This is a genomic window from Streptacidiphilus jeojiensis (assembly GCF_042510965.1).
GTDB lineage: Bacteria > Actinomycetota > Actinomycetes > Streptomycetales > Streptomycetaceae > Streptacidiphilus > Streptacidiphilus jeojiensis.
In genome coordinates this window covers 1-23,993 of the sequence record NZ_JBEUKS010000018.1, presented here as the reverse complement: position 1 = coordinate 23,993, position 23,993 = coordinate 1, and the positions used below count along the sequence as shown (strand labels likewise).

General features: G+C 72.0%; 25 protein-coding genes, 2 tRNA genes and 1 pseudogene. 21 read left to right on the top strand and 7 right to left on the bottom strand.

The features are described 5' to 3' along the window. Positions 1–21 precede the first annotated feature (21 nt). The 5 genes from hemC to ABUW04_RS35400 all read right to left on the bottom strand — a co-directional run bounded on the left by hemC (position 22) and on the right by ABUW04_RS35400 (position 2,089). Positions 22–951, bottom strand: a complete 930-nt coding sequence (gene hemC, locus ABUW04_RS35420) for a hydroxymethylbilane synthase (protein ID WP_380568502.1) — start codon at positions 949–951, stop codon at positions 22–24. A gap of 130 nt (positions 952–1,081) precedes the next feature. Continuing rightward, the gene (locus ABUW04_RS35415; protein WP_030265307.1) at positions 1,082–1,384 is read right to left on the bottom strand and encodes a hypothetical protein; all 303 of its coding nucleotides are present in this window, start codon (positions 1,382–1,384) and stop codon (positions 1,082–1,084) included. Between the two features lie 124 nt (positions 1,385–1,508). Beyond that, a tRNA-Trp gene (locus ABUW04_RS35410) sits at positions 1,509–1,583 on the bottom strand. Positions 1,584–1,588: 5 nt separating this feature from the next. Next, a tRNA-His gene (locus ABUW04_RS35405) sits at positions 1,589–1,661 on the bottom strand. A gap of 95 nt (positions 1,662–1,756) precedes the next feature. Next, a complete protein-coding gene (locus ABUW04_RS35400; RefSeq protein ID WP_380568501.1) occupies positions 1,757–2,089 on the bottom strand; it encodes a hypothetical protein in 333 nt (110 codons plus the stop codon). A 118-nt stretch (positions 2,090–2,207) separates the two neighbouring features. On the opposite strand from ABUW04_RS35400, the gene ABUW04_RS35395 reads away from it, so the two are divergent. The 5 genes from ABUW04_RS35395 to ABUW04_RS35375 all read left to right on the top strand — a co-directional run bounded on the left by ABUW04_RS35395 (position 2,208) and on the right by ABUW04_RS35375 (position 3,661). Continuing rightward, positions 2,208–2,426, top strand: a complete 219-nt coding sequence (locus ABUW04_RS35395) for a hypothetical protein (RefSeq protein WP_157624124.1) — start codon at positions 2,208–2,210, stop codon at positions 2,424–2,426. A gap of 85 nt (positions 2,427–2,511) precedes the next feature. Further along, the gene (locus ABUW04_RS35390; protein WP_030265315.1) at positions 2,512–2,742 is read left to right on the top strand and encodes a hypothetical protein; all 231 of its coding nucleotides are present in this window, start codon (positions 2,512–2,514) and stop codon (positions 2,740–2,742) included. A 54-nt stretch (positions 2,743–2,796) separates the two neighbouring features. Next, the gene (locus tag ABUW04_RS35385; RefSeq protein ID WP_030265318.1) at positions 2,797–3,021 is read left to right on the top strand and encodes a hypothetical protein; all 225 of its coding nucleotides are present in this window, start codon (positions 2,797–2,799) and stop codon (positions 3,019–3,021) included. A gap of 61 nt (positions 3,022–3,082) precedes the next feature. Then, a complete protein-coding gene (locus ABUW04_RS35380) occupies positions 3,083–3,313 on the top strand; it encodes a hypothetical protein (RefSeq protein WP_030265321.1) in 231 nt (76 codons plus the stop codon). Positions 3,314–3,364: 51 nt separating this feature from the next. Next, positions 3,365–3,661 (top strand): hypothetical protein, encoded by a 297-nt coding sequence (locus tag ABUW04_RS35375; RefSeq protein ID WP_030265324.1) that lies wholly within the window; start codon positions 3,365–3,367, stop codon positions 3,659–3,661. A gap of 40 nt (positions 3,662–3,701) precedes the next feature. Here the strand turns inward: ABUW04_RS35375 and ABUW04_RS35370 are convergent, their stop codons facing one another. Further along, the gene (locus ABUW04_RS35370; protein ID WP_030265327.1) at positions 3,702–4,559 is read right to left on the bottom strand and encodes a 3-hydroxybutyryl-CoA dehydrogenase; all 858 of its coding nucleotides are present in this window, start codon (positions 4,557–4,559) and stop codon (positions 3,702–3,704) included. 146 nt (positions 4,560–4,705) lie between these two features. On the opposite strand from ABUW04_RS35370, the gene ABUW04_RS35365 reads away from it, so the two are divergent. The 11 genes from ABUW04_RS35365 (at position 4,706) to argH (ending at position 18,809) form a co-directional block, all read left to right on the top strand. After that, a complete protein-coding gene (locus tag ABUW04_RS35365; RefSeq protein WP_051726530.1) occupies positions 4,706–5,536 on the top strand; it encodes an SDR family NAD(P)-dependent oxidoreductase in 831 nt (276 codons plus the stop codon). 99 nt (positions 5,537–5,635) lie between these two features. Beyond that, complete coding sequence (gene argC, locus ABUW04_RS35360; RefSeq protein ID WP_380568500.1) at positions 5,636–6,706, top strand: N-acetyl-gamma-glutamyl-phosphate reductase; 1,071 nt, start codon at positions 5,636–5,638, stop codon at positions 6,704–6,706. 50 nt (positions 6,707–6,756) lie between these two features. Next, positions 6,757–7,911 (top strand): bifunctional glutamate N-acetyltransferase/amino-acid acetyltransferase ArgJ, encoded by a 1,155-nt coding sequence (argJ, locus tag ABUW04_RS35355; RefSeq protein ID WP_380568607.1) that lies wholly within the window; start codon positions 6,757–6,759, stop codon positions 7,909–7,911. Positions 7,912–7,926: 15 nt separating this feature from the next. Further along, positions 7,927–8,871, top strand: coding sequence for an acetylglutamate kinase (argB, locus tag ABUW04_RS35350; protein WP_380568499.1), 945 nt, complete (start codon positions 7,927–7,929; stop codon positions 8,869–8,871). After that, entirely contained in the window at positions 8,868–10,061 is a 1,194-nt protein-coding gene (locus ABUW04_RS35345; protein WP_380568498.1) for an acetylornithine transaminase, read from the top strand. The genes argB and ABUW04_RS35345 overlap by 4 nt, the downstream gene beginning before the upstream one ends. A gap of 3 nt (positions 10,062–10,064) precedes the next feature. Continuing rightward, positions 10,065–10,607: an arginine repressor gene (locus ABUW04_RS35340; RefSeq protein ID WP_380568497.1), complete on the top strand. Its 543-nt coding sequence runs from the start codon at positions 10,065–10,067 to the stop codon at positions 10,605–10,607. Between the two features lie 498 nt (positions 10,608–11,105). Continuing rightward, positions 11,106–11,795: an MmyB family transcriptional regulator gene (locus ABUW04_RS35335; RefSeq protein WP_380568496.1), complete on the top strand. Its 690-nt coding sequence runs from the start codon at positions 11,106–11,108 to the stop codon at positions 11,793–11,795. 283 nt (positions 11,796–12,078) lie between these two features. Next, entirely contained in the window at positions 12,079–13,056 is a 978-nt protein-coding gene (locus ABUW04_RS35330; protein ID WP_232242787.1) for a LacI family DNA-binding transcriptional regulator, read from the top strand. Positions 13,057–13,232: 176 nt separating this feature from the next. Continuing rightward, on the top strand, positions 13,233–16,049 hold the full coding sequence (locus ABUW04_RS35325) for a cellulose binding domain-containing protein (RefSeq protein WP_380568495.1): 2,817 nt from the start codon (positions 13,233–13,235) through the stop codon (positions 16,047–16,049). A 202-nt stretch (positions 16,050–16,251) separates the two neighbouring features. Continuing rightward, positions 16,252–17,289: a type III polyketide synthase gene (locus ABUW04_RS35320; protein WP_380523758.1), complete on the top strand. Its 1,038-nt coding sequence runs from the start codon at positions 16,252–16,254 to the stop codon at positions 17,287–17,289. A gap of 95 nt (positions 17,290–17,384) precedes the next feature. Then, positions 17,385–18,809 (top strand): argininosuccinate lyase, encoded by a 1,425-nt coding sequence (gene argH / locus ABUW04_RS35315; protein WP_380568494.1) that lies wholly within the window; start codon positions 17,385–17,387, stop codon positions 18,807–18,809. Positions 18,810–18,861: 52 nt separating this feature from the next. Here argH and ABUW04_RS35310 read toward each other — a convergent pair whose 3' ends face one another. Continuing rightward, the gene (locus tag ABUW04_RS35310) at positions 18,862–19,584 is read right to left on the bottom strand and encodes a lysophospholipid acyltransferase family protein (protein WP_380568493.1); all 723 of its coding nucleotides are present in this window, start codon (positions 19,582–19,584) and stop codon (positions 18,862–18,864) included. 106 nt (positions 19,585–19,690) lie between these two features. Between ABUW04_RS35310 and ABUW04_RS35305 the strand changes: the two genes are divergently transcribed. The 5 genes and pseudogenes from ABUW04_RS35305 to ABUW04_RS35285 form a co-directional block, all read left to right on the top strand. Beyond that, the gene (locus ABUW04_RS35305; protein WP_380568492.1) at positions 19,691–20,479 is read left to right on the top strand and encodes an RNA polymerase sigma factor; all 789 of its coding nucleotides are present in this window, start codon (positions 19,691–19,693) and stop codon (positions 20,477–20,479) included. A 117-nt stretch (positions 20,480–20,596) separates the two neighbouring features. Continuing rightward, entirely contained in the window at positions 20,597–21,109 is a 513-nt protein-coding gene (locus ABUW04_RS35300) for a GNAT family N-acetyltransferase (protein ID WP_030248672.1), read from the top strand. Positions 21,110–21,269: 160 nt separating this feature from the next. Further along, positions 21,270–21,872 carry a GNAT family N-acetyltransferase gene (locus ABUW04_RS35295; protein ID WP_380568491.1) on the top strand — a complete coding sequence of 201 codons (603 nt, stop codon included), beginning with the start codon at positions 21,270–21,272 and terminating at the stop codon, positions 21,870–21,872. A gap of 79 nt (positions 21,873–21,951) precedes the next feature. Continuing rightward, complete coding sequence (gene cbiE / locus ABUW04_RS35290) at positions 21,952–23,151, top strand: precorrin-6y C5,15-methyltransferase (decarboxylating) subunit CbiE (protein ID WP_380568490.1); 1,200 nt, start codon at positions 21,952–21,954, stop codon at positions 23,149–23,151. Positions 23,152–23,537: 386 nt separating this feature from the next. Next, positions 23,538–23,993: pseudogene (locus ABUW04_RS35285) on the top strand (hypothetical protein); the annotation flags it as partial.

The following is a 23,993-nucleotide window of genomic DNA, read 5'->3' as shown; positions in this document are numbered from 1 at the left end:
ATCAGCGCGGAATGGCGCGGATCAGTGCGGAATGGCGTTGATGACCTCGTGCGCACCCTGGCGCAGCAGCGTCGCCGCCACCGACGTCCCCAACGCCAGTGCGTTGCGGTCCCACTCGTGCGCGTCCAGCGTGGTCTTCCCGTCCGCGCTGAAGACCCGGGCCCGCAGCGACAGCCTGCCGTCGTGCTCGGTGGTCGCGAACGCGGCGATGGGGGAGTTGCAGTGGCCCTGCAGCACATGCAGCAGCATCCGCTCGGCGGTGGTCTGCCGGAAGGTCTCGGCGTCGTTGAGCGCGCCGACGGCCTCGACCACCGCCTCGTCCTCGCTGCGGCACTGCAGGGCGAGGGTGCCCGAGCCCACGGCCGGCATCATCTGCTCCACCGTGAGGATCTCGGTGATCCGGTCCTGCGCCCCGATCCGCTCCAGGCCGGAGACGGCCAGCAGCAGCGCGTCCACGACGCCGGCGTCCAGCTTCGCCAGTCGGCTGTTGGCGTTGCCGCGGATCGGCACCGGCTCCAGTTCGGGCCAGCGCTGCGCGAGTTGGGCCACCCGGCGGACCGAGGAGGTGCCGATCCGGCTGCCGGCCGGAAGCCGGTCCAGGGACAGCCCGCCCGGGTGGACCAGGGCGTCCCGCAGGTCGTCACGCTTCAGGTATGCGGCGAACACCGTCCCGGCCGGCACCGGCCGGTCCCCGGGCACGTCCTTGACGCAGTGCACGGCCAGGTCGATGGTCCCGGCGAGCAGCGCCTGGTCCAGTTCCCGGGTGAAGGCGCCCTTGCCGCCGAGCTCCACCAGCGCGCCCGACCAGCGGTCTCCCGAGGTCGTGAACGGGACGACCTCGGTGGCGATCCCGGGGTGCGCGGCGGCCAGTTCGGCCCGGACCCGCTCCACCTGGGCCAGCGACATCGGGGAGGAACGCGCGCCGATGCGGATCAGTTGAGGATCTGACATGACCTCAGCCTAGGGCGTCCCGGCGGCGGAACCGGCATCAGGGAGGTGGGCGGCCTGTCGGCGGACCCGGAGGGGTATGCTGACGCGTTCCGGTGCGGGGCGGCGGCGGCCCCGGGTCCAGTGGCCCGGGTCAGAGGTCCGCGTCGGCCGGTTCGTAAGTCTCGTTGAGGACCGTCTCGTCGATCGGGTAGAACTCGCCGCGGACGCCGCGGACCACATGGTGCCCGGTGTAGACGCCGACCCAGGTGGAGTGGAGCTCGTCGAAGACCTCGGCGGTGATCTTCGAGTCCTGGCCGGGGTTGCCGGGGCCCGTCGCGGCGATGACGCGGAACGCGCCGCCGCAGAACTCCGTCATCTCCTCCTGGTTGAGGCCGGTCCACAGGAGGGTGCGGACGGTCACCGGACGCTTCCGGCGCATGGTCACGGACGGCATGTCAGTTCCCTCCCACAGTGGTCTCCTGGAGCCGTATGTTGTCAGGCCGGAGGCCGCCGCGACAGCGTAAGACACGTTCCACGCGCGAAGACAACGCAGATTTTTTCGTGCTACGTCAGTTGGGCTGGTTCGGCAGGATTCGAACCTGCGACACACCGGGTTGGAGCCGGCTGCTCTGGCCGAGCTGAGCTACGAACCATCGAGGGTGGTCGACGGGGCTCGAACCCGTGACACCCGCGTCCACAACGCGGTGCTCTGCTGACTGAGCTACGACCACCAGGCGTTCCCGCCGTACAGCAGCCTACGGAGGTCCGGCCGCGGGCCGCGAACGGTTTTCCGGGCCCTCGGAAGGGGGCTGTCGGTAGGGGGCCGTCAGAGGTCCGCGGCGTCCGGCTGCTCGATCCACTCGGTGCGGACGATGTGACGGGTCAGCACCACCAGCCGGTAGTCGGAGAGTTGCTCGTCGCGGTGCTGTTCGAGCCGGATCTCCAGCGCGTCGCGCTCGGTGCCGTACTCGACCATCTCCCGGGGCTGCCCGTCGATGACGGCCTGCACGGCGTACTCGACGATGCCGCCGGACAGTTGCGTCCGCAGCCGGTCGACCTCGGCCAGCAGCGTGGCGATGTCCGCCGACTCCCACCGGTCGGTGGCACCGGCGGCGTACCGGGAGCGGATGGCTTCGACGGCGGGGGCGGGCCGGGTCATCGTGCGGGCTCCTTCTGGCGATGGCGTCTACTTCTACCAGACCCGTGCCGACCTGGGACGGCGCTCCGGCAAGTCCGTCCGCCGTGCGCGGTTCCCGCCGTCGGGCGAGGGTGGAGCCATGAGCGAGACGACGGTATTCATCGGCATGCTCGACGCCAGCCAGAGCAGCCGACAGGTCAGCGCCTCGACCCCGGGCGGCATCCCCGCGGTACGGGCCTGCGGCAGCCGGCGCGAGGCCGAGGAGTTCCTCGGCCAGCTCGGCCTGTCCGTGGACCTGGACGACGAGGAGCGGGTCCAGTGGGACGGCGACCGGGGCGTCTGGCCGGTCGGGTCGTAGCCGGGGCCCCGCGGGCCGCCTCCTGAGCCCGTTCGCGGAGCCCGTCCGACGTGCGACCGGCGGCAGCGCGGGTGACGCTGGGGCCATGAGCGAGCACCCGGAGTCCGACAAGCCCGTCTACGTGGGCGCCCTGGTCCCCGAGGACCGCGACCGCTACGTCCACGTGGTGCGCCCGGACGGCGACACCGTCCGTTCCCTGTGCGCGGACCAGGACCAGTTCGCGGCCTTCGTGGCGCTGGAGCGTCCGGGCACCGACCTGGACGACCCGGCACAGGTCTACTGGGCCGACCACCCCGGCGAGTGGTCGGGCGTCTGATCCGCCCGGCCGCCCCGACGTGCGGCCCGCGCCGCTTGGGGTGAGGCTGACGGTATGGCCAGAAACGCCACGTATCCGGTAGAGATCGGTCCTCTGGTGACCGGCGACCGGCACCGCCACGTCCGCATCGAGCGTCCGGGCTCGGCGCCGGTCTGGGAGGCCTGCGCCACCGGGGCCGACCTCGTCTCCGCGCTGACCGTGTTCCGGCCCGACCTCGACCTCGGCGACGAGTCGCAGGTGCACTGGGTGGGCAGTCCGGGACAGTGGCCGCAGGGCTGAGCCGGATCCGTTCGAGTCCGTCCGAGGTGCGGCGGGGGCCGGGGGGAGTCAGGGTGTAGTCATGGCGATACTCAGCGTTCACCCCGTCGAGATAAGCCCGTTGGTCCCGTGGGACCGCCACCGCCACGTACGCATGCAGCGCATCGGCGGCGGCGATCCGCTCTGGGAGGCATGCTCCACCCAGAACGACCTCAGGGCCGCGTTGAAGCTGTTCCGGCCCGACGTGGACCTCAACGACCCGACCCAGGTGCACTGGGCCGGCGGCCACCCGGGCGAGTGGCCGGAGGACTGAACGGCCGCAGCCCGACATGCGGATTGGTTGATCCCGGGGGAGGCTCAGCCCATGAGCGACGACCTCGATCTTGACCTCGCCCTGGACCGCCTCGACGACCAGGACCGCGATGACCAGGACGCCGACCCCGGGACCTGCGCCGTCTACGTACTGGGCTACAGCCCGGACGAGCCGGACCGGCAGGTCCGCATCGTCCGGGCCGACGGCACCGTGGTCACCCGGCCCTGCGACAGCCAGGAGCGGTTCGAGGCCCTGGTCGAGGTGCACCGCCCCGGCATCGACCTGGACGATCCGGAGCGGGTCTGCTGGGTGGACCACCCCGGCGAGTGGTCCGGCGCCGTCGGCTGAGCCCGGTCGGCCGAGCCCGGCCGAGCCCCGTCGGTCGACGTCAGTACTGGTAGAAGCCCCGGCCGGACTTGCGGCCGAGGAGGCCGGCGTCGACCATCCGCTGCAGCAGCGGCGGCGCGGCGTACAGGGGCTCCTTGTACTCGTGGTACATCGACTCGGCGATGGAGACGATGGTGTCCAGGCCGATCAGGTCGCACAGCCGGAGCGGGCCCATCGGGTGGGCGCAGCCGGCCTCCATGCCCTTGTCGATGTCCTCGGCGGTGGCCACTCCTGACTCGAACATCCGGACGGCGGAGAGCAGGTAGGGCACCAGCAGGGCGTTGACCACGAAGCCGGCCCGGTCGCGGGCCCGGATCGGGTCCTTGGCCAGCACCTCGCGGGTGAAGGCCTCGGCGCGGGTCACCGTCTCGGCCGAGGTGGTGAGCGTGGGGATGATCTCCACCAGCTTCTGCACCGGCGCGGGGTTGAAGAAGTGTATGCCGAGCACCTGCTCCGGGCGGGAGGTGGCCGAGGCCAGCTTCACGATCGGGATGGAGGAGGTGTTGGACGCCAGGATGGCGTCGCGCCGCTCCACCACCTGGTCCAGGGTCTGGAAGATCGCGCTCTTGACGTCCTCGCGCTCGGCCACCGCCTCGATGACCAGGTCGCGGTCGGCGAAGTCGGCCAGTTCGGTGGTGAAGGAGATCCGGGCCAGCGCCGCGTCGCGCTCCTCCTCGGTGAGCTTGCCGCGCTTGACCGCGGTGTCGAACGAGCCGGTGAGCCGGGTGCGGCCGAGCTCCAGCGCCTCGCCGCTCGCCTCGGAGACCTTGACGTCCAGTCCGGCCCGGGCGAAGACCTCGGCGATCCCCGACCCCATCAGCCCGCAGCCGACGACCCCTACCCGCGCGATGTCGCTCACATCAAGTCCATTCGTTCGTGCCCGCTGAGTGGTCAGCCTGCAGATCAACCGAGCCGACGTTACTCCGTCACGGCCCGCGTGTCCGAGGCCGCCGGTGCCGCCCGGTGATCAACAATGGCAGTCCGGCGCCACGAGAGGAGTCCAGGGTGCCCCTGCGGACGCTCGAAGGAGAGGTCGCCCTGATCACCGGCGCGGGCCGGGGGATCGGACGGGAGATCGCACTCGGCCTGGCCGAGGAAGGCATGCACCTGGGCGTGATCGGACGCCATCGGGAGACGCTCACGGAGACCCTGCGCGCCTGCGTGAAGCAGGGTGTGAAATGCGTCGCAGTCGCCGCCGACGTCACCCATCCCGGGGCGGTCCGGGAGGCGGTGCGCAGCGTGGAGCGTGACCTGGGACCGGTCGGGTTGCTGGTCAACAACGCCGGACAGATCGACCGCGCCGAGGTGCCGCTGTGGGAGGCGGACCCGCTGCAGTGGTGGTCGGTCGTGGAGACCAATCTGCGCGGGCCCTTCAACATGATGCGGGCCGTGCTGCCGGGCATGGTGGAGCGTCAGCGCGGCCGGGTGGTCAACCTCAACTCCGGCTTCGCGCTGCGCCCGGAGTGGCGCTACTCGGCGTACGCGACCTCCAAGGCGGCGCTGCTGCGGCTGAGCGACAACGTCGCCGGACCGCTGCGCCCGCACGGGGTGACCGTGCTGGACATCAGCCCGGGCGCGGTGGCCACCGAGATGACGGCGGGCATGCCGATGTTCGCGGACATGCTGCACTGGGGCAGCATCCCGCTGCTGGTCTCGACCGTCGCCGACGCGGCCCGGGGCCGTCTGGACCTGCTGCACGGGCGCTTCCTGCATCTGGGCCAGGACAGCATCCCGGAGCTGCTGGAACAGGCGGGCCGGATCAGCGAGCACGACGCCAGGACGCTGCGGCTGCGCCCGTACAGCGAGGAGGACCCGCTCGCGCGGACCGGCGGCTGAGCGCAGGGGTGAGCGCCTGCCGGGCGCAGGGCTGACTGCATAGCTGATTGCATGAATGTGCCTTCCTTCGTATAGTTATCCCGAAGCGGAGGAGGAGTCATGGCAGTCACGCCCACCAGTGCGCCCACCACGTCCCGGCCCGGCATGTTCCGGGCGGCGGTGGCCGGCGCCAGCGGCTACGCCGGGGGCGAGGTGCTGCGCATGCTGCTGAACCACCCGCGGATCGAGATCGGCGCCCTCACCGGCGGCTCCAACGCCGGCACCCGGCTCGGCGAGCTCCAGCCGCACCTGCTGCCGCTGGCCGACCGGGTCCTGGAGCCCACCGACGCCGAGACGCTGGCCGGCCACGACGTGGTCTTCCTCGGCCTGCCGCACGGTCAGTCCGCGGCCGTCGCCGCGCAGTTGGGCGAGGACGTGCTGATCGTCGACTGCGGCGCCGACTTCAGGCTGCACGACCCCGCCGAGTGGGAGAAGTTCTACGGCTCCCCGCACGCCGGCACCTGGCCCTACGGTCTGCCCGAACTGCCCGGCGCCCGGGAGGCGTTGAAGGGCAGCCGGCGGATCGCCGTCCCCGGCTGCTACCCCACCGCGGTCACCCTCGCCCTGATCCCGGCCTACGCCGCCGGGCTGGCCGAGCCCGAGGCGGTGGTGGTCGCCGCCTCCGGCACCTCCGGCGCCGGCAAGGCAGCCAAGACCCATCTGCTCGGCAGCGAGGTGATGGGCAGCATGAGCCCGTACGGCGTCGGCGGCGTGCACCGGCACACCCCGGAGATGACGCAGAACCTCTCGGCGGTGGCCGGGGAGCGGGTGGCCGTCTCGTTCACCCCCACCCTGGCGCCGATGTCCCGCGGCATTCTCGCCACCTGCAGCGTCAAGGCCCGACCCGGCACCACCCCGCAGCGGCTGCGCCAGGCCTACAGCGCGGCGTACGCCGCCGAGCCCTTCGTCCACCTGCTGCCCGAGGGGCAGTGGCCCGCCACCTCCGCCGTCCTCGGCTCCAACCACGCGCTGGTGCAGGTCGCCCTGGATGAGAGCGTCGGACGGATCACCGTGGTCAGCGCCATCGACAACCTCGCCAAGGGGACGGCCGGCGGCGCCGTCCAGAGCATGAACATCGCCCTCGGGCTGCCCGAGGAACTCGGCCTTCCGCAGACTGGAGTCGCACCGTGACCAGCCCCACCACCAGCAGCACCGGAGCGTCCGGCACCGCGGCGTCCGGCATCGGAGTCACCGCGGCGCAGGGCTTCCGCGCGGCCGGGATCACCGCCGGGATCAAGGCCTCCGGCACCCCGGACCTGGCCCTGGTCGTCAACGACGGACCCACCCTCGCCGCCGCCGGGGTCTTCACCTCCAACCGGGTCAAGGCCGCCCCGGTGCACTGGTCCGAGCAGGTCGTCAAGGGCGGCACCGTCTCCGCCGTCATCCTCAACTCCGGTGGCGCCAACGCCTGCACCGGTCCGCTCGGCTTCCAGGACACCCACGCCACCGCGGAGCGCACCGCCGAAGTGCTCGGCCTGAACGCCGCCGAGGTGGCCGTCGCGTCCACCGGACTGATCGGGGTCCGGCTGCCGATGGACAAGCTGCTCCCCGGCGTGGACACCGCAGCCGCCGCGCTCAGCGCGGACGGTGGCGAGGCCGCCGCCGTCGCCATCAAGACCACCGACACCGTCCACAAGACCGCCGCGGTCACCCACGCCGACGGCTGGACCGTCGGCGGCATGGCCAAGGGCGCCGGCATGCTCGCCCCCGGCCTGGCCACCATGCTGGTGGTGCTCACCACCGACGCCGTGGTGGACGCCCAGCGGCTGGACACCGCGCTGCGCTCGGCCACCCGCACCACCTTCGACCGGGTCGACTCCGACGGCTGCATGTCCACCAACGACACCGTGCTGCTGCTGGCCTCCGGCGCAAGCGGGGTGACGCCGGATCAGGCCGCGTTCGCGGAGGCGGTCCGCACCGTCTGCGCCGACCTGGCGCTGCAGCTGGTCGGCGACGCCGAGGGCGCCAGCAAGGACATCCGGATCGACGTCGTGGGCGCCGCCACCGAGGCCGAGGCCGTCGACGTGGCCCGCACCATCGCCCGCAACAACCTGCTCAAGTGCGCCGTCCACGGCGAGGACCCCAACTGGGGCCGGGTGCTGTCCGCGATCGGCACCACCAGCGCGGCCTTCGACCCGGACGCCCTGGACGTGGCCATCAACGGCGTCTGGGTGTGCAGGTCGGGCGGCGTCGGCGAGGACCGCGACCTGGTCAGCATGAAGGACCGTCAGGTCGTGATCACCGCCGACCTGCACGCGGGACCGGCCGAGGCCACCGTGTGGACCAACGACCTCACCGCCGACTACGTCCACGAGAACAGCGCCTACTCCAGCTGAAGGGGCCCGACGGCCGTGCACATCGCACCCAAGGGCGAACAGGCCCGCAACAACACCGCGCTGCCCAAGGCGCTCACCCTGATCGAGGCGCTGCCCTGGCTGGAGCGTTTCCACGGCAAGACCGTGGTCATCAAGTTCGGCGGCAACGCCATGGTCGACGAGTCGCTCAAGGCGGCCTTCGCCCAGGACGTGGTCTTCCTGCGCTACGCCGGGCTGCGCCCGGTCATCGTCCACGGCGGCGGCCCGCAGATCAGCGCCCAGCTGGAGCGGTTGGGCATCGACTCGCACTTCACCGCCGGCCTGCGGGTGACCACCCCGGAGACCATGGACGTGGTCCGGATGGTGCTGGCCGGACAGGTCCAGCGGGACCTGGTCGGACTGCTCAACGACCACGGCCCGTTCGCCGTCGGCATGACCGGCGAGGACGCCCACACCATGACGGCGGTCAAGCGCTACGCCGAGGTGGACGGCGCCCAGGTGGACATCGGCCTGGTCGGCGACATCGCCCATGTCGAGCCCGGCGCGGTCAACGCGCTGCTGGACAACGGCCGGATCCCGGTGATCTCCTCGATCGCCCGCGGTTCCGACGGCCATGTCTACAACATCAACGCCGACACCGCCGCCGCCGCGATGGCGGTCGCGCTGGACGCCGAGATGCTGGTGGTGCTCACCGACGTCGAGGGCCTCTACGCCGACTGGCCCGCCAGCGACGACGTGATCAGCCAGCTCAGCGCCGGCGAGCTGGAGAAGCTGCTGCCGACGCTGGCCAGCGGGATGCTGCCGAAGATGGAGGGCTGCCTGCGCGCCGTCCGCGAGGGCGTCGGCACGGCCCGCGTGCTGGACGGCAGGGTGCAGCACAGCCTGCTGCTGGAGATCTTCACCGACGAGGGCATCGGCACCATGGTCGTGCCCGACGACCCATCAGAGACCGACACCGTCATCACCGGGGGGCTCGCATGACCGCCAATCAGGAACTCACCCAGCGGTGGCAGCACACGCTGATGAACAACTTCGGCACCCCCCGCATCCCGCTGGTCCGCGGCGAGGGCGTGCACCTGTGGGACGCCGACGGCAAGCGCTACACCGACTTCCTCGGCGGCATCGCCGTCAACGCGCTCGGCACCGCCCATCCGGCGATCGTCGCGGCGGTCACCGAGCAGATCGGCACCCTCGGCCACATCTCCAACTTCTTCCTGGCCGAGCCCACCGTCCGGCTCGCCGAGCGGCTGGTCGCGCTGGCCGACCACCCGCTGCCCGGACGGGTCTACTTCTCCAACTCCGGCGCCGAGGCCAACGAGGCGGCCTTCAAGATCGGCCGGCTGACCGGCCGCACCCACATGGTCTCCGCCCACGGCGGCTTCCACGGCCGGACCATGGGTGCCCTGTCGCTGACCGCCCAGCCCGCCAAGCAGGACCCGTTCCGCCCGCTGCCGGGCGACGTCAGCCACGTCCCCTACGGCGACGTCGAGGCGCTGCGTGCGGCCGTCACCACCGACACCGCCCTGGTGCTGCTGGAGCCGATCCAGGGCGAGAACGGGGTCGTCGTCCCGCCCGCCGACTACCTGCTCGCCGCCCGCGAGATCACCCGCGCCACCGGCACCCTGCTGGTGCTGGACGAGATCCAGACCGGCATCGGACGCACCGGGCACTGGCTCGCCCACCAGGCCGTCGAGGGCGTCGACCCCGACGTCGTCACCCTGGCCAAGGGCATCGGCGGCGGCCTGCCGCTCGGCGCCACCCTGGCCTTCGGCGACGCGGCGGAACTGCTGCACCCGGGCCACCACGGCTCCACCTTCTCCGGCAACCCGGTGGTCTGTGCCGCGGCCAACGCGGTGCTGGACACCATCGAGGCCGAGGGCCTGCTGGACCAGGTCGCCAAGGTGGGGGAGCGGCTGCGGAACGGCATCGAGGCCATCGGCGACCCGCTGGTGGACCACGTGCGGGGGGCGGGCCTGCTGCTCGGCATCGTCCTCACCCAGCCGGTCGCGGCGCAGATCCAGGCCGCCGCCCAGCGGGCCGGGTTCCTGGTCAACGCCGCGGTCCCGGACACCGTCCGGCTGGCCCCGCCGCTGATCCTCACCGAGCGCGACGCGGACACCTTCCTCGCGGTGCTGCCCGGCATCCTGCGCTCCGTACGAGAGGCTGACTGACCCATGGCCGAAGACGTCCAGCCCGACCAGGCCGGCCCGGGGCCGGTGCCCCAGCTCCCGCAGACGCGGACCGCACGGCACCGGCGCATCGTGGACCTGCTGACCCGTCAGCCCATCCGCTCGCAGAGCCAGTTGGCGAAGCTGCTCGCGGACGACGGCCTCGCGGTCACCCAGGCCACGCTCTCCCGCGACCTGGACGAGCTGGGCGCCGTCAAGATCCGCAACCAGTACGGCAACCTGGTCTACGCCGTCCCGGCCGAGGGCGGCGACCGCACCCCGCAGGCGGCCGGCGGCGAGTTCGGCAACGAGGGCCGGCTGGCCCGGCTCGCCTCCGAGCTGATGGTCTCCGCCACCGCCTCCGGCAACCTGGTGGTGCTCCGCACCCCGCCCGGCGCCGCCCAGTTCCTGGCCTCCGCCATCGACCAGTCCGGCATCCACGAGATCGTCGGCACCATCGCCGGCGACGACACCGTCCTCCTCATCGCCCGCGACCCGGCCGGCGGCAACGCCCTCGCCGACCGCCTACTGGACCTGGCCCAGTCCTGACGGGATCGGCGCGGTAGCAGCCCCGCTCCGTACGGGCGCCGGACCGCCGCGCCACGACCCTCCGGCCCGCCGACGGGGTCCGCGGCGGATGTGTCGCTGGTTCATCGGCTGCCCTGCCCTTCGGTCGAGCCGGAATTGGTCGGTGCTGGTTCAGTTCCGGCGGAGAGTCTGTCCGGTTCTCGGGTATCTTTCCAGTGCTGGTTTTTGCATGTAATTACCTGCATATAAAAGCTGGGTACTGGACCGGACTACCAGGGACCCCGGAGCTATGAGGGGGTTTGTCGACATATGGACGCCGGTGAGCTCGGACGGCTCTTGAAGGGCGCGCGCAGCAGGATCGACCCGGCCGACTGGGGCTTCCCGCCCCGGGAGGAGCGGCGGGGACGTCGGGTGACCGGTCTGTCCCAGAGCCAGGTCGACCACCTGCTCATTCAACGGACGTGGCCCAGCAGTCGGTCCTGGCCGAGCGGGACGTTCGGTCGGCTGGAACGGGGTCAGATGGACAGCCCGTCACCGGTGCTGCTGGACGACGTCGCTACGCTCCTGGGCCTGGACCAGCACGAATGGACCTGCCTCTACCTGTATGCCGGAGTCGAGAGGGGCCTTCAGCCGTTCGATCCGCAGGCTCCGGTGCGGGTGGGGCAGCACTGGCAGGCGGCCTTGGACGGCATCGAACACATGGCCTACATCACTGACCCGTCCTGGCGGCTGCTCAGGTGGAACAGGCATTTCCCGAGCCTGTTCTCGGCCGAGCCCGATCCGCCGCGCCCGCCGGAGAACATCCTGCGCTGGATGATGCTCAGCCCCCAGGCCCGGCGGATCCTCATGGACTGGGAGAAGGCATGGGCCCCGTACGCGCTGGCACAGCTCAGGGCGACCGTGCGGCAGCATCCGCAGTCCCAGGAGCTGAAGCGCCTGGAGGCCGAGATCCTCGCGGACCCGGACACCGGCCCCATCTACCGGAACCGGGACCGGGAGTACACGACCAACGACGGGGACCGGCGTCCGCTGCGCCACGAGGTCCTGGGGGAGGGGATGGTGAGCATGTGTCCGGCGCACCTCGGGTCGCGGGCCGTCCTCATGATCATCCCGTTCGAGCCCGGGGTCGTCGAGCCGCCGAAGAACCATGGGCGCCTTCTCGGACCGTCACGGGCGCTCTCGGTCGACCCGGTGCTCGCCACCCGCTGATGAATTCACGGACAGTCAGTTCACGGCGGCGAAAAGACATTCCTGCTCCCCTGTGCCGGCGGAATTTCATTGTCGCAATGAATGACGCTTGACCAAGAATCGCGCGCGTACCGGTTGTGCGGCCAACGGTCTTGCCGTGCAGGAGTCTTGACAGTGGGTCGGTGGTGCCCGACGCTCCGTATTGCGCGGTGACGGGTGCCTGACAGGCGGCCGACAGTCGAAGGGACCGGAGATGGTTGCTCCTCCCACCGCCCCACCTGCCTCGCGACCCACCCTCGCCGAGGTGGCACGGAGGGCGGGGGTTTCCACGGCCACGGCCTCCCGGGTGCTCAACCGCTCCGCGCCGGTCAGCGAGGACGCGCTGGCGCGGGTGGAGACGGCCGTGCGGGACCTGGGGTACGTGCGCCAGCGGGCCCAGAGCGTCGGGGCGCGGGCGACCGGGGCGGTCGCCGTGGTGGTGTTCGAGGACATGATCCACTACTGGTCGGACGTCTTCTACTCACGGCTGCTGGTCGGGGTCGAGCGCGCGCTGCTCCACGGCGAGCAGGAACTGGTGGTGCTGACCGCGTCCCGGCGGGCCCGGCGCCCCTCGCTGCTGCGCTACCTCTGCGGCGGCCATGTGGACGGGGTGCTGCTGGTCGGGCCGCGCGGTGACGACTCGCTGCCGCGGCTGATCAGGGCCGCCGGCGTGCCGGTGGTGTCGCTGGGCCGGCCGATGGCCCCGGGGGACCTGCCCTACGTGGACGCGGACAACCTCGGCGGCGCGGCCGGCGCGGTGGACCATCTGCTCCGCTCCGGGCGGCGCACCGTCGGCACCATCGCCGGGCCGCCGGACATGTCGGTCGGCGCGGACCGGCTGCGCGGCTACCTCCGCGCGGTGCGCGAGGCCGAGGGGCCGGTGCGGGAGACCGTGGCCTACGGGGACTTCACCGTCGCCTCGGGGGAGCACGCCATGATCCGCCTGCTGGAGCTGCGCCCCGGGCTCGACGCGGTCTTCGCCGCCTCCGACCTGATGGCCGCCGGTGCGCTCCGGACGTTGCAGCGGCTGCGGATCCGGGTGCCGGAGCAGGTCGCCCTGGTGGGGTTCGACGACGACGCGGTGGCCTGCCGGATCCGGCCGCTGCTGACCACGGTGCGGCAGCCGGTGGAGGAGATGGGCGCCCGGGCGGTGGCCGAACTGCTCGGGCAGGCCCGGGGATCGGGGCAGGACCAGGGGCAGGTCGTGATGGAGACCACGCTGGTGCTGCGCGACTCGGCCTGACCCGCCGGCCGACTCAGCGACCGGCTCACCGACCGGATGTAGCTTTCATGCCCGCGGATCGGCTCAGCCCCTGGTGTGTGGCGAAGCGCTTGCATGTCCCATAGGTCGGATTGACGTACCGTCAGCCGGCTGCCTTCATGGGCGGGCCACCCCGGCACACCCAGAGGAGCCGCCCGATGCGCCACCCACGCACCAAGGCCAGATCCATGCTCACCGTGCTGACCACCGCAGCCGCCCTGGCCGTGGTCGGCCTGCTGCCGGGAGCGCTCCCGGCCCAGGGCTCGGCCCCGGACCGCACGGTCCAGCCGGGAGCCGTCACCGCCGCGGCCACCAGCCAGGCGTACAGCTGGAACAACGTGCAGATCGGCGGGGGCGGCTTCGTCCCCGGCATCATCTTCAACGAGGGCCGCGCCGGGCTGGTGTACGCCCGCACCGACGTCGGCGGCGCCTACCGGCAGGACCCGGCGACCGGCACGTGGATCCCGCTGCTGGACTCGATCGGCTGGAGCGACTGGAACCTCAGCGGCGTGGCCAGCCTGGCCACCGACGCGGCCGACCCCAACCGGGTCTACCTGGCCGCCGGCAGCTACACCAACAGCTGGGACCCCAACGACGGCGCCATCCTGCGCTCCGACGACCAGGGCGCCACCTGGCAGCGCACCGTGCTGCCGTTCAAGGTCGGCGGCAACATGCCGGGACGGGGGATGGGCGAGCGGCTGAGCATCGACCCCAACAACGACAAGGTGCTGTACTTCGGCGCCGAGAGCGGCAACGGCCTGTGGCGCAGCACCGACTACGGTGTGACCTGGGCCAAGGTCAGCTCCTTCCCCGACACCGGCCCCTACGCGCCCGACCCCACCGACACCACCGGGTACCAGAACGACCCCGAGGGCGTGCTCTGGGAGGTCTTCGACAAGGGCAGCGGCACGGTGAACGGGGTGACCAAGACGGTGTACGTGGGCGTCGCCGACAAGGCGCACAGCATCTACCGCTCCGACGACGGCGGCTCCACCTGGACGGCCGTCACCGGGCAGCCGACCGGCATGATCCCGCACAAGGCGGTGCTCGACGCGTCCGGCGGAAACCTCTTCATCACCTACAGCGACACCGGCGGCCCCTACGACGGCGCGCACGGCGACGTCTGGAAGTACGCCACCGGAACCGGGACCTGGTCCAACGTCAGCCCGGTGCCGTCCACCGACACCAGCAACGACTACTTCGGCTACAGCGGTCTGACCGTGGACCGGGAGCACCCGGGCACGCTGATGGTGACCGCCTACAGCTCCTGGTGGCCGGACACCCAGATCTGGCGCAGCACCGACAGCGGGGCGACCTGGAAGCCGTTCTGGTCCTACAACGGCTATCCCACCCGGGTCGACCAGTACACCATCGACCTGACCAAGGTGCCCTGGCTGACCATGGACGCCAATCCCTCGCCGCCGGAGGAGACCCCCAAGCTCGGCTGGATGACCGAGTCCCTGGAGATCGACCCGTTCAACTCCAACCGGATGCTCTACGGAACCGGGGCCACCCTGTTCGGCAGTTCCGACCTGACCGACTTCGACGCCGGGAAGAAGATCACCATCGCGCCGGTGGTGCAGGGACTGGAGGAGACCGCCGTCAACGGGCTGATCAGCCCGCCGACCGGGGCCCCGCTGCTCAGCGCCCTCGGCGACCTCAGCGGCTTCCGGCACACGGACGTCACCGCCGTCCCCGCCAAGACCTTCTCCTCGCCGAACTTCACCAGTTCCACCGGGATCGACTACGCCGAGACCAGCCCGAGCATCATCGTGCGGGTCGGTGACACCGCGTCGGGTTCCACCGAGAAGCACATCGGCTACTCCACCGACGACGGCGCGGACTGGTTCGCGGCCTCGTCCGAGCCGAGCGGGGTGACCGGCGGCGGCACCGTGGCGCTGGCGGCGGACGGCAGCGCCACGGTGTGGAGCCCGGCCGGGACCGGGGTCTACCACTCGACCGGGTACGGCAACACGTGGAGCGCTTCGACGGGCATTCCGGCCGGCGCCACGGTCGCCTCCGACCGGTCCGACCCCAAGACCTTCTACGGCTACTCGGGCGGGACCTTCTACGTCAGCACCGACGCCGGGGCCAGCTTCACCGCCACGGCGGCGACCGGGCTGCCGAGCGCGGGCAACGTCCGCTTCAAGGCCCTGCCGGGGGTCAAGGGCGACGTCTGGTTCGCCGGCGGCCAGAGCGGCGGGACCTACGGCCTCTGGCACTCGACCAACGGCGGCGCGAGCTTCACCCGGGTCGCCGCCGTGGACCAGGCCGACAGCATCGGCTTCGGCAAGGCGGCCCCGGGCCAGAGCTACCCGGCGCTCTACAGCAGCGCGCAGGTCGGCGGCGTCCGCGGGATCTTCCGGTCCGACGACGCGGGAGCGACCTGGGTGCGGATCAACGACGACCAGCACCAGTGGGGCTGGATCGGAGCGGCGATCACCGGTGACATGCGGACCTACGGCCGGGTGTACCTGAGCAGCAACGGACGGGGGATCCTCTACGGCGACATCGCCGGCGGGACCTCCACCTCCACGCCGACTCCTACTCCCACACCCACCCCGACGCCCACGCCCACGCCGACTCCTACTCCCACGCCGACCCCCACCCCGACGCCGACCCCCACCCCCACGTCCACCACCGTGGCGGGCGCCTGCGAGGTGGACTACAGCCTCAGCAGCCAGTGGAGCGGCGGCTTCGGCGCCAATGTCACCCTGGTCAACCACGGCACCGCCGCCGTCAACGGCTGGACCGTCGGCTGGACCTTCCCCGACGGGCAGAAGATCACCCAGCTCTGGAACGGCAGCTACACCCAGTCCGGGTCGGCCGTCACGGTGAGCAACCTGTCCTACAACGCCACGATCGCAGCGGGCGGATCGGTCTCCTTCGGCTTCAACGGGAGCTGGAGCACGGCCGACGACCCGCCCGCCGCGGCCACCCTGAACGGCACCCCCTGCACCGTCAAGTCGTCGTAACGGCGGGTGGGGGCCGCGGCGGCGGCCCCCACCGGCCCGGTTCAAGCCATGCGGGACAGTGCGATCTGCCGGAGACTGCCAGAAAGGCCGAGACTCACCGCCTTGTTACCAATGGAAGGTTTGTACGATCAGGAGCCAGAGGGCCAGGGCACTACCTGTGATCTGCCGACGCCCCGACCGGAGGCCGCAAATGCCTGTCCATGTGAGCAGACCCGTCGTCGTCTTCCCGCCGTACGAGGTGGAGCTCGACGAGATCCTGGCCGACATCCGGACCCACCACGCCGACCATCCGGACCTGCGGCGGATCCTGCGCATCGTCGGCCGTACCGGCGTTCGGAGCCGACGCTTCGCCCGACCGCTGGAACAGGTCGCGAAGAGCGAGCCGATCGAGGAGCGCAACCGGCGCACCTTCGCGGACGTCTGCGCGCTGGGTGAGCAGGCCGCCCGCGCGCTGCTGGCCGAGCAGGGTGTCGAACCGGGCCAGGTGGACTGTGTCGTGACCAGCCACAGCACCGGGATCGCCATCCCCGGCCTGGACGTGCACCTGTTGAACGCCCTCGGGCTGCGCCCGGATGTCCGGCGCCTACCCATGACCCAACTCGGCTGCACCGGTGGCGCCCTGGCTCTGGTCCGCGCGGTGGAACAGGTGCACGCCCATCCGGGGAGCAGGGTGCTGGTGGTCATCGCCGAAGCGCTCAACACGGTCTACCAGCACTCCGACGACAGCGTCGAGGCCATGATCTACAAGGTGCTGTTCGGTGACTCCGGCGGAGCCGTCATGGTCAGCGACACTCCGCTGGGCACCGGTCTGGTGGTGCAGGACACCTGGGAGTTCACCCTCCCCGACACGACCGAACGCCAACGCCTCAGGCTCGACGGTCTCGGCCAGCACTTCGACTCCACGTCCGGTGCCTTGAAGTCCATGGGCGAGCTGGTTCCTCCGCTGCTCGACTGGTACCGGCGCTCGGCGGGGCGGGACGCCCCCGACTTCTGGGTGGCGCACACGGGAGGGCCGCGCATCCTCAGCGATCTGGAGGACGGCGTGGGCTGCGACCGGAAACAGCTGGCCCACTCCTGGGACAGCCTGCACGAACGCGGCAACCTCGGTGGAGTGGCCGTCCTCGATGTCCTCGACCGGCTCTATGCGACTCCGCCCGACCAGGGCGCCTCCGGGGTGCTGATCGGCCTCGGGCCCGGTTTCTCCGCCGCGGCCTGCCGTGCCGTCTGGCACATCGGCTGAACAGGCCGCCCCGGCCGTCCCCGGTGTGTTTGATTTCCATACGGCGGTATGCATAATTATTCCAAGCAATGCATGGCGCTGAGGGGACTACGACCGTGAGCAACAACGACAACGTACGGCTCTGGGGAGCCCGCTTCGCCGACGGCCCGTCGGAGGCGCTGGCGGCGCTGAGCGCCTCGGTGCACTTCGACTGGCGACTCGCGCCCTACGACATCGCCGGGTCCCGGGCCCACGCCAAGGTGCTGCACCGGGCCGGACACCTCAGCGCGGACGAACTCCAGCGGATGCTGGACGGGTTGGAGTCGCTGCTCGCCGACGTCGAGTCGGGCGCCTTCACCGGGACGGTCGCCGACGAGGACGTGCACACCGCACTGGAGCGGGGCCTGCTGGAGCGGCTCGGCCCGGACCTGGGCGGGAAGCTGCGTGCCGGACGCTCCCGCAACGACCAGATCGCCACCCTCGGCCGGATGTACCTGCGCGACCACGCCCGGATCATCGGCGGCCTGCTGCTGGACCTGCAGCAGGCCCTGGTCGGACTGGCCGAGGCGCACCCGGACACGGCCATGCCGGGCCGGACCCACCTGCAGCACGCCCAGCCGGTGCTGTTCGCCCATCATGTCCTGGCCCACGTCCAGGCGTTGGGACGGGACGCGGAGCGGCTGCGGCAGTGGGACACCCGCACCGCCGTGTCCGCGTACGGCTCCGGGGCGCTGGCCGGGTCCTCGCTGGGCCTGGACCCGCAGTTCGTCGCGGCCGAGCTGGGCTTCGAGGGCGGCAGCGCCGCCAACTCCATCGACGGCACGGCCTCGCGCGACTACGTCGCCGAGTTCGCCTTCGTGACCGCGATGATCGGCATCAACCTCTCCCGGATCGCGGAGGAGGTGATCATCTGGAACACCCGCGAGTTCGGCTTCATCACGCTGCACGACGCCTTCTCCACCGGCTCCTCGATCATGCCGCAGAAGAAGAACCCGGACATCGCCGAGCTGGCGCGCGGCAAGTCGGGCCGGCTGATCGGCAATCTGACCGGTCTGCTGGCGACCCTCAAGGCGCTGCCGCTGGCCTACAACCGGGACCTGCAGGAGGACAAGGAGCCGGTCTTCGACTCCTGCGACACCCTGGAGGTGCTGCTGCCGGCCTTCACCGGGATGATGGCGACCCTCACCGTCCACGACGAGCGGCTGGAGGAGCTGGCCCCGGCCGGCTTCTCGCTCGCCACCGACATCGCCGAGTGGCTGGTCAAGCAGGGCACGCCGTTCCGGGTCGCGCACGAGGTGGCCGGCGCCTGCGTGAAGTTCTGCGAGCCGCGCGGCCTGGAGCTCTCGGACCTGACGGACGAGCAGTTCGCGGAGATCTCACCGACGTTGACGCCCGAGGTGCGCGAGGTGCTGACGGTCCACGGCGCGATCGCCTCCCGCGACGGACGCGGCGGCACCGCGCCGACGGCGGTGGCGGTGCAGCTCGCCGAGGTGAAGGCGGACCTGGCGGTCCAGCAGGAGTGGGCCGGCGTCGAGCACTGATCCCGGCCGGGGAGCGGAGGGCGGCTGCGGACGGCAGCCGCCCTCCGCTCCGTCAGGCCGCTTCGGGGAGTTGCTCGGCGGCAGCTGCCGCCGCCCGGCTCGCCAGCGCCTTGGCCTTGGTGGCGTACATGTCGACGTACTCCTGGCCGGACAGTTCCAGGATCGCCGACACGATCTCGTCCGTCACCGCGCGCAGCACATAGCGGTCGTCGGCCAGGCCCTCGTAGCGGGAGAAGTCCAGCGGCGGCCCGAAGCGGACCTCGGGGCGCGGGCCCAGGCGCCAGCCGGTCCGGCCGTTGGGCTGGACCCGGTCCGTGCCGACCAGGCCGACCGGGATCACCGGGACCCCGCTGGCCAGCGCCAGTCGGGCGATACCGGTGCGGCCGCGGTGCAGCCGGCCGTCGGGGGAGCGGGTGCCCTCCGGGTAGATCCCGAACAGCTTGCCCTCGCGCAGGGTGCGCAGCCCGGTGTCGATCGCCGCCATCGAGGCCCGCCCGCCGCTGCGGTCCACCGGCACCGCCCCGACCCCGGTGAAGAACCAGGCCGACAGCCGTCCCTTGAGCCCACTCCCGGTGAAGTACTCGGCCTTGGCCACGTAGTGGACCTGCTGCGGAGCGAGCAGCGGCACGAACACCGAGTCGCAGAACGACAGGTGGTTCGGCGCGATGATCGCCGGGCCCCGGGTCGGGATGTGCTCGAGTCCGCTGATGCGCGGCCGGTAGAGCACCCGCACCAGGGGACCGACCAGGACCCATTTGAGCAGCCAGTAGAACACCACAGTCCTCCAGGGCGGGCGTCGCGGAATGGTGATGACGCTATCGGCTCCGGGTTACCGGGGGAAACGCGCCGGGACGTGGGCTTGGTTACATTCTGTCGATCGGTTGACTACGGAGGAGTGCGGCCGTGAGGCCGGTGCGGCCGAATGGCGGATCACCCGTGCGGGTGGATCGCGCCGGGACGCGGATCCGGAGGACGGCGCTCCGGCGTCGACGCTGACGATCCGCCGGGACCCGATCCGCCGGAAGCCGATCGCCCGGAACCCGCACCGCCCGACCCCGGGAGCGCCGATGCAGCCCACCGCCGCCGACCCCGCCCTGCGCGGCACCTTCCTGGCCCTGCTGCGCAGCCTCGCCACCGCGCACGCGCTGGACGCCGAGGAACTGGAACAGCAGGTGTGGCTGCGCGCCGCGGCCGAGCGTCGCCGCTCCGACCCGGGCTCGCGGCTGCGGGCGCTGACGGTCCAGGAGTTCCGCCGGGCCCGGGAGGAGGCGCGCGGGCGGGCCAGGGACCTGGAGGCGGCGGGGCTGCTCGCAGCGGCCCGCACGGCGGCCGACGCCGCCTCGCCCGAGGCGCTGGCCCTGGGCGCGGAGCAGGGCCGCGAACTGCGGGCGGCGATCGCCCGGCTGCCGGCGCGCTGCCCCGACCTGCTGGCAGCGTTGCTGGAGCTGCCGCCGATGAGCTACCGGGAGCTGGCCGACGAGCTGGCGATGCCGCGCGGCAGCATCGGCCCGACCCGCTCGCGCTGCCTGGCCTGCCTGCGCCGGCTGCTGACCCGGCAGTCCACCGCCGGGCATCCGGATCCTGCCGGACGTCCGGATCCCGAGGGGCGGCCGGATCCCGCCGGGAAATCGATGATTGGGAGGGGTGGCGGTATGGGTAGTGGGCTCTAAACGTACGCCCGGTCCCGACGGCTCCCGTCGGGACCGACCCACCTCCGGTCAGGGCAACCCGGTCGCACCCCCCTCATCCTCGCGACCGGGGTACACAAGAAAGGGAGGAATGCGCGCATGGGCATGAGCGTGACCACCTCGATCGCCACCGAGGAAGACGCGGAGCGGATCCTCAAGCTCCAGTACCTCTGCTACCAGAGCGAGGCCGAACTCTACGGGGACTGGGCCATCGAGCCCCTGACCCAGACCCTGGACAGCCTGCGGACCGAGCTGAAGGAGCGTCATGTGCTGGTCGCCCGTCTGGGTGACGAGGTCGTCGGCAGCGTCCGCGGCTGGGTGGACGGCGACGGGCTGGGCCGGATAGGCCGGCTCTGCGTGCACCCCCGGATGCAGCGGCACGGTCTGGGCACCCGGCTGATCGGTGGCATGGAGCGGCTGCTCGCCGCCGGCGACCAGCCGGTGCGCGGCTACCGGCTGTTCACCGGGCACCGCAGCCTCGGCAATCTGCGGCTCTACCAGCGGCTGGGCTACCGCCAGACGCAGGTGGAGGAGGTGACCCGCAGTCTGAGCTTCATAGGCCTGGAGAAGCCGGTCGCCGAGCCGGTCACGCAGCTGGCCGCCACCGCCTGATCCGGCACCGCCCCCGCATCGCCCCACCCGGTGTGAATCCTCCACCGGGTCGGGGCGATACGGCTGTCCGGGGCCGAAGGGGTGACGGCGGCCCCCTTTCTGGAGCATGATCGTTCCATCAGCCCCGCAGAGGAAGGGGCAACAGGCAGGAGCCCGGCAGATGACGTCCACCTTTCCCGAGATCTCGATCAGTACCGATCGGCTGGTGCTGCGAGCCTTCGAGCCGGAGGACGTGGTCGCGCTGACGGACCTGATGAGCGACGAACTGGTGCGCACCTGGACCACCGTTCCTCTCTCCTACTCCGAGCAGGACGCCAGGAACTGGATCGCGCTCGGCGCCCCGGCCGAACGCGCCCAGGGACGCGGAATCGTGCTGGGCGTCCACGAGTTCCTCACCCAGCGGCTGGTCGGCTCGGTCCGGCTGCGGCGCACCGACTGGCGGCTGCGGGCGACCGAGGCGACGGTGGCCACCGGCCCCTGGGCCCGCGGCGAGGGCTACGCCGGGGAGGCGCTGCTCGGTGTCGCCCACTGGTTGTTCGAGGACCAGAAGTTCGAGCGCCTGGAGCTGCGCACCGCGGCCGGCAACACCGCCGCCCAGCAGGTCGCCCAGAAGATCGGCTGCATCAGCGAGGGCGTGCTCCGCAACGCCTGGATCGTGCGCGACGGCGAGAGCGCCGGACGGGCCCGCAGCGATCTGATCGTCTGGAGCCTGCTGCCCGAGGACCTGGACGGTCTCGGCCAGGACGACGATCCGAACTGGTGACTCCGCACCGCTGATCGGACCGACTACGCTGCACGCGGCACACCATGGGCACGCAAGCATCCGAGGGGGACCGGCCGCAATGGCTGACCGGGTCACAGTGATCGGCTGGGACGGCTCACCGCTCTCCCAGGCCGCGCAGGCCGCACTGGACGCCGCGACACTCGTCGCCGGCGGCACCTACCAGCTGCAGAACCTCAGAATCCCGGCCTCGGCGGACCGGATGGCGCTGGGCAGCGTCGAACTGGTCGCCCGCAGGGTGGCCGACCACCGCGGCGCCGCCGTGGTGGTGGCCGAGGGCGACCCGGGGTTCTTCGGCGTGGTGCGGACCCTGCGCCGTCCCGAGCACGGACTGGAGCTGGAGGTCCTGCCCGCGGTCTCCTCGGTCGCCGCCGCCTTCGCCCGCGCCGGGATGCCCTGGGACGACGCACAGGTCGTCAGCACCCATGGCCGGGGCCTGCGCCGGGCCGCCAACGTCTGCCGGGCGCACGCCAAGGTGGCGGTGCTGACCTCGCCCGGCGCCGGCCCCTCCGAGCTGGCGCTGATGCTGCGTGACGTGCACCGGACCTTCGTGGTCTGCGAGGCGCTGGGCACCCCGGACGAGAACGTCACCGTGCTCACCTCCGACCGGGTCCCGGACCACCTGTGGCGGGACCCCAACGTGGTGCTGGTGGTCGGCGGGAGCGCGCAGGGCCCGGTGCCGCCCTCCGGCTGGATGGCCGGACGCCCGCTGGACTTCCCCGGCCCGGTCCGGGGCTGGGCGCTGCAGACCCCGCCGGAGGAGGCCGCGGCGCCGGGGGCGCTCCCGGCCGCAGTCCGCGCGCTGGTGCTGGCCCGGCTCGGCCCGCGCCCGGGCGACCTGCTCTGGGACGTGGGCGCCGGCACCGGCGTGGTCGCGCTGGACGCCGGGCGGGCCGGAGCCGCCGTCATCGCCGTCGACCAGGACGGCGACGCCTGCGCCCGACTGGATGTCAGTGCCCGCCGCTACGGTGTGGAACTGCAGACCGTGCACGGCACCGCCCCGGCGGTGCTGGCCGATCTGCCCGAGCCCGACGTCGTGCTGGTGCGCGGCGGGGCGGAGGTGCTGCGCGCCTGCCTGGGCCGCCGTCCCGAACGCGTGGTCGCCCTGCCCAGGACCCTCCAGCAGGTCGAGGAGGTCCGCCGGGCCTTCGCCGAGGTCCACTACGCGGTCGAGGGCGAACTGCTGCACGCCGCCCCGCTGGCGGAGGGCGACGGCTTCGGCGCCGCCGAACCCCGATTCGTGCTCTGGGGCAGTCGCTGAAAGGTTCCTGAGTGCCCGCCGGACGGTCTTCGCGACCCTTCTGAGCAGGCGTCGGATGCCCACTGTTCGATACTGCCGACCGCGCTGTCACCGGTGGCCGGTAGGCTGACGCATGGTTCTCACGGACCGTACGTGCCGGACGTTTCGAACGTGGCGCAGGCCACATGGCGTCTGTGCGCGCTCGTTCGTCCCCGGGGCGGACGGACGGGGAGAATGCCGGTACGTCCGGGGCGATCGTGCCGGTTGCCCCGGTTCAGTCGTTGTTGTTGGGGAGCAGACCGGTGTCAGCCGGTCCGTCGCAGCGGAGCGAGGACCGGAAACATGGGTGCTGCGGTCCGTGATCGCGCCGCCAAGGACGCCACGCGGCCCTGGAAGGAGCCAGTGACATGAGCGATACCGGCCACGTCCCGACCGGGGGGACGACCGAGCAACCGCTCGCGACGAACGGCGCGGAGCAGTCCCCGAACGGGGCGTCCGCCCCGATCGGCGAGCCGTCCGCCCGCGACCCCTTCGGCAGCGACGCCTCCCTGGGACGCAACCAGGCGTTGCCGCAGCCGCTCGGCTCCGAGGTCGCGCCGCCCCCGTACACCTTCCTGGACCTGCCGGACGAGGACGACGAGGACGAGCTGCTGATGCCGGGTCCGCAGGGCTCCTGGAGCGAGCCGGCGACCCCGCGCGAGCCGCAGCCCGCCTTCCAGCCGCAGGCCGTCGCCCAGCCGGCCGCCGCGGCGCCCGCGCCCGCCCTCCTCCCGGAGCCGGAGCCGGCCGCGCCGGCGCCCGCCGAGGGGACGGTGCCGGCCCCGTCCTGGCCGCCGCTGACCCCGCCGACGGCCCCGGCCCCG

Bases quoted from the DNA above. Each gene is read 5' to 3' on its own strand.
- hemC (WP_380568502.1), bottom strand. From the start codon at position 951: ATGTCAGATCCTCAACTGATCCGCATCGGCGCGCGTTCCTCCCCGATG.
- ABUW04_RS35415 (WP_030265307.1), bottom strand. From the start codon at position 1,384: ATGCCGTCCGTGACCATGCGCCGGAAGCGTCCGGTGACCGTCCGCACC.
- ABUW04_RS35400 (WP_380568501.1), bottom strand. From the start codon at position 2,089: ATGACCCGGCCCGCCCCCGCCGTCGAAGCCATCCGCTCCCGGTACGCC.
- ABUW04_RS35395 (WP_157624124.1), top strand. From the start codon at position 2,208: ATGAGCGAGACGACGGTATTCATCGGCATGCTCGACGCCAGCCAGAGC.
- ABUW04_RS35390 (WP_030265315.1), top strand. From the start codon at position 2,512: ATGAGCGAGCACCCGGAGTCCGACAAGCCCGTCTACGTGGGCGCCCTG.
- ABUW04_RS35385 (WP_030265318.1), top strand. From the start codon at position 2,797: ATGGCCAGAAACGCCACGTATCCGGTAGAGATCGGTCCTCTGGTGACC.
- ABUW04_RS35380 (WP_030265321.1), top strand. From the start codon at position 3,083: ATGGCGATACTCAGCGTTCACCCCGTCGAGATAAGCCCGTTGGTCCCG.
- ABUW04_RS35375 (WP_030265324.1), top strand. From the start codon at position 3,365: ATGAGCGACGACCTCGATCTTGACCTCGCCCTGGACCGCCTCGACGAC.
- argC (WP_380568500.1), top strand. From the start codon at position 5,636: ATGGCAGTCACGCCCACCAGTGCGCCCACCACGTCCCGGCCCGGCATG.
- ABUW04_RS35345 (WP_380568498.1), top strand. From the start codon at position 8,868: ATGACCGCCAATCAGGAACTCACCCAGCGGTGGCAGCACACGCTGATG.
- ABUW04_RS35340 (WP_380568497.1), top strand. From the start codon at position 10,065: ATGGCCGAAGACGTCCAGCCCGACCAGGCCGGCCCGGGGCCGGTGCCC.
- ABUW04_RS35335 (WP_380568496.1), top strand. From the start codon at position 11,106: ATGGACAGCCCGTCACCGGTGCTGCTGGACGACGTCGCTACGCTCCTG.
- ABUW04_RS35325 (WP_380568495.1), top strand. From the start codon at position 13,233: ATGCGCCACCCACGCACCAAGGCCAGATCCATGCTCACCGTGCTGACC.
- ABUW04_RS35300 (WP_030248672.1), top strand. From the start codon at position 20,597: ATGGGCATGAGCGTGACCACCTCGATCGCCACCGAGGAAGACGCGGAG.
- ABUW04_RS35295 (WP_380568491.1), top strand. From the start codon at position 21,270: ATGACGTCCACCTTTCCCGAGATCTCGATCAGTACCGATCGGCTGGTG.
- cbiE (WP_380568490.1), top strand. From the start codon at position 21,952: ATGGCTGACCGGGTCACAGTGATCGGCTGGGACGGCTCACCGCTCTCC.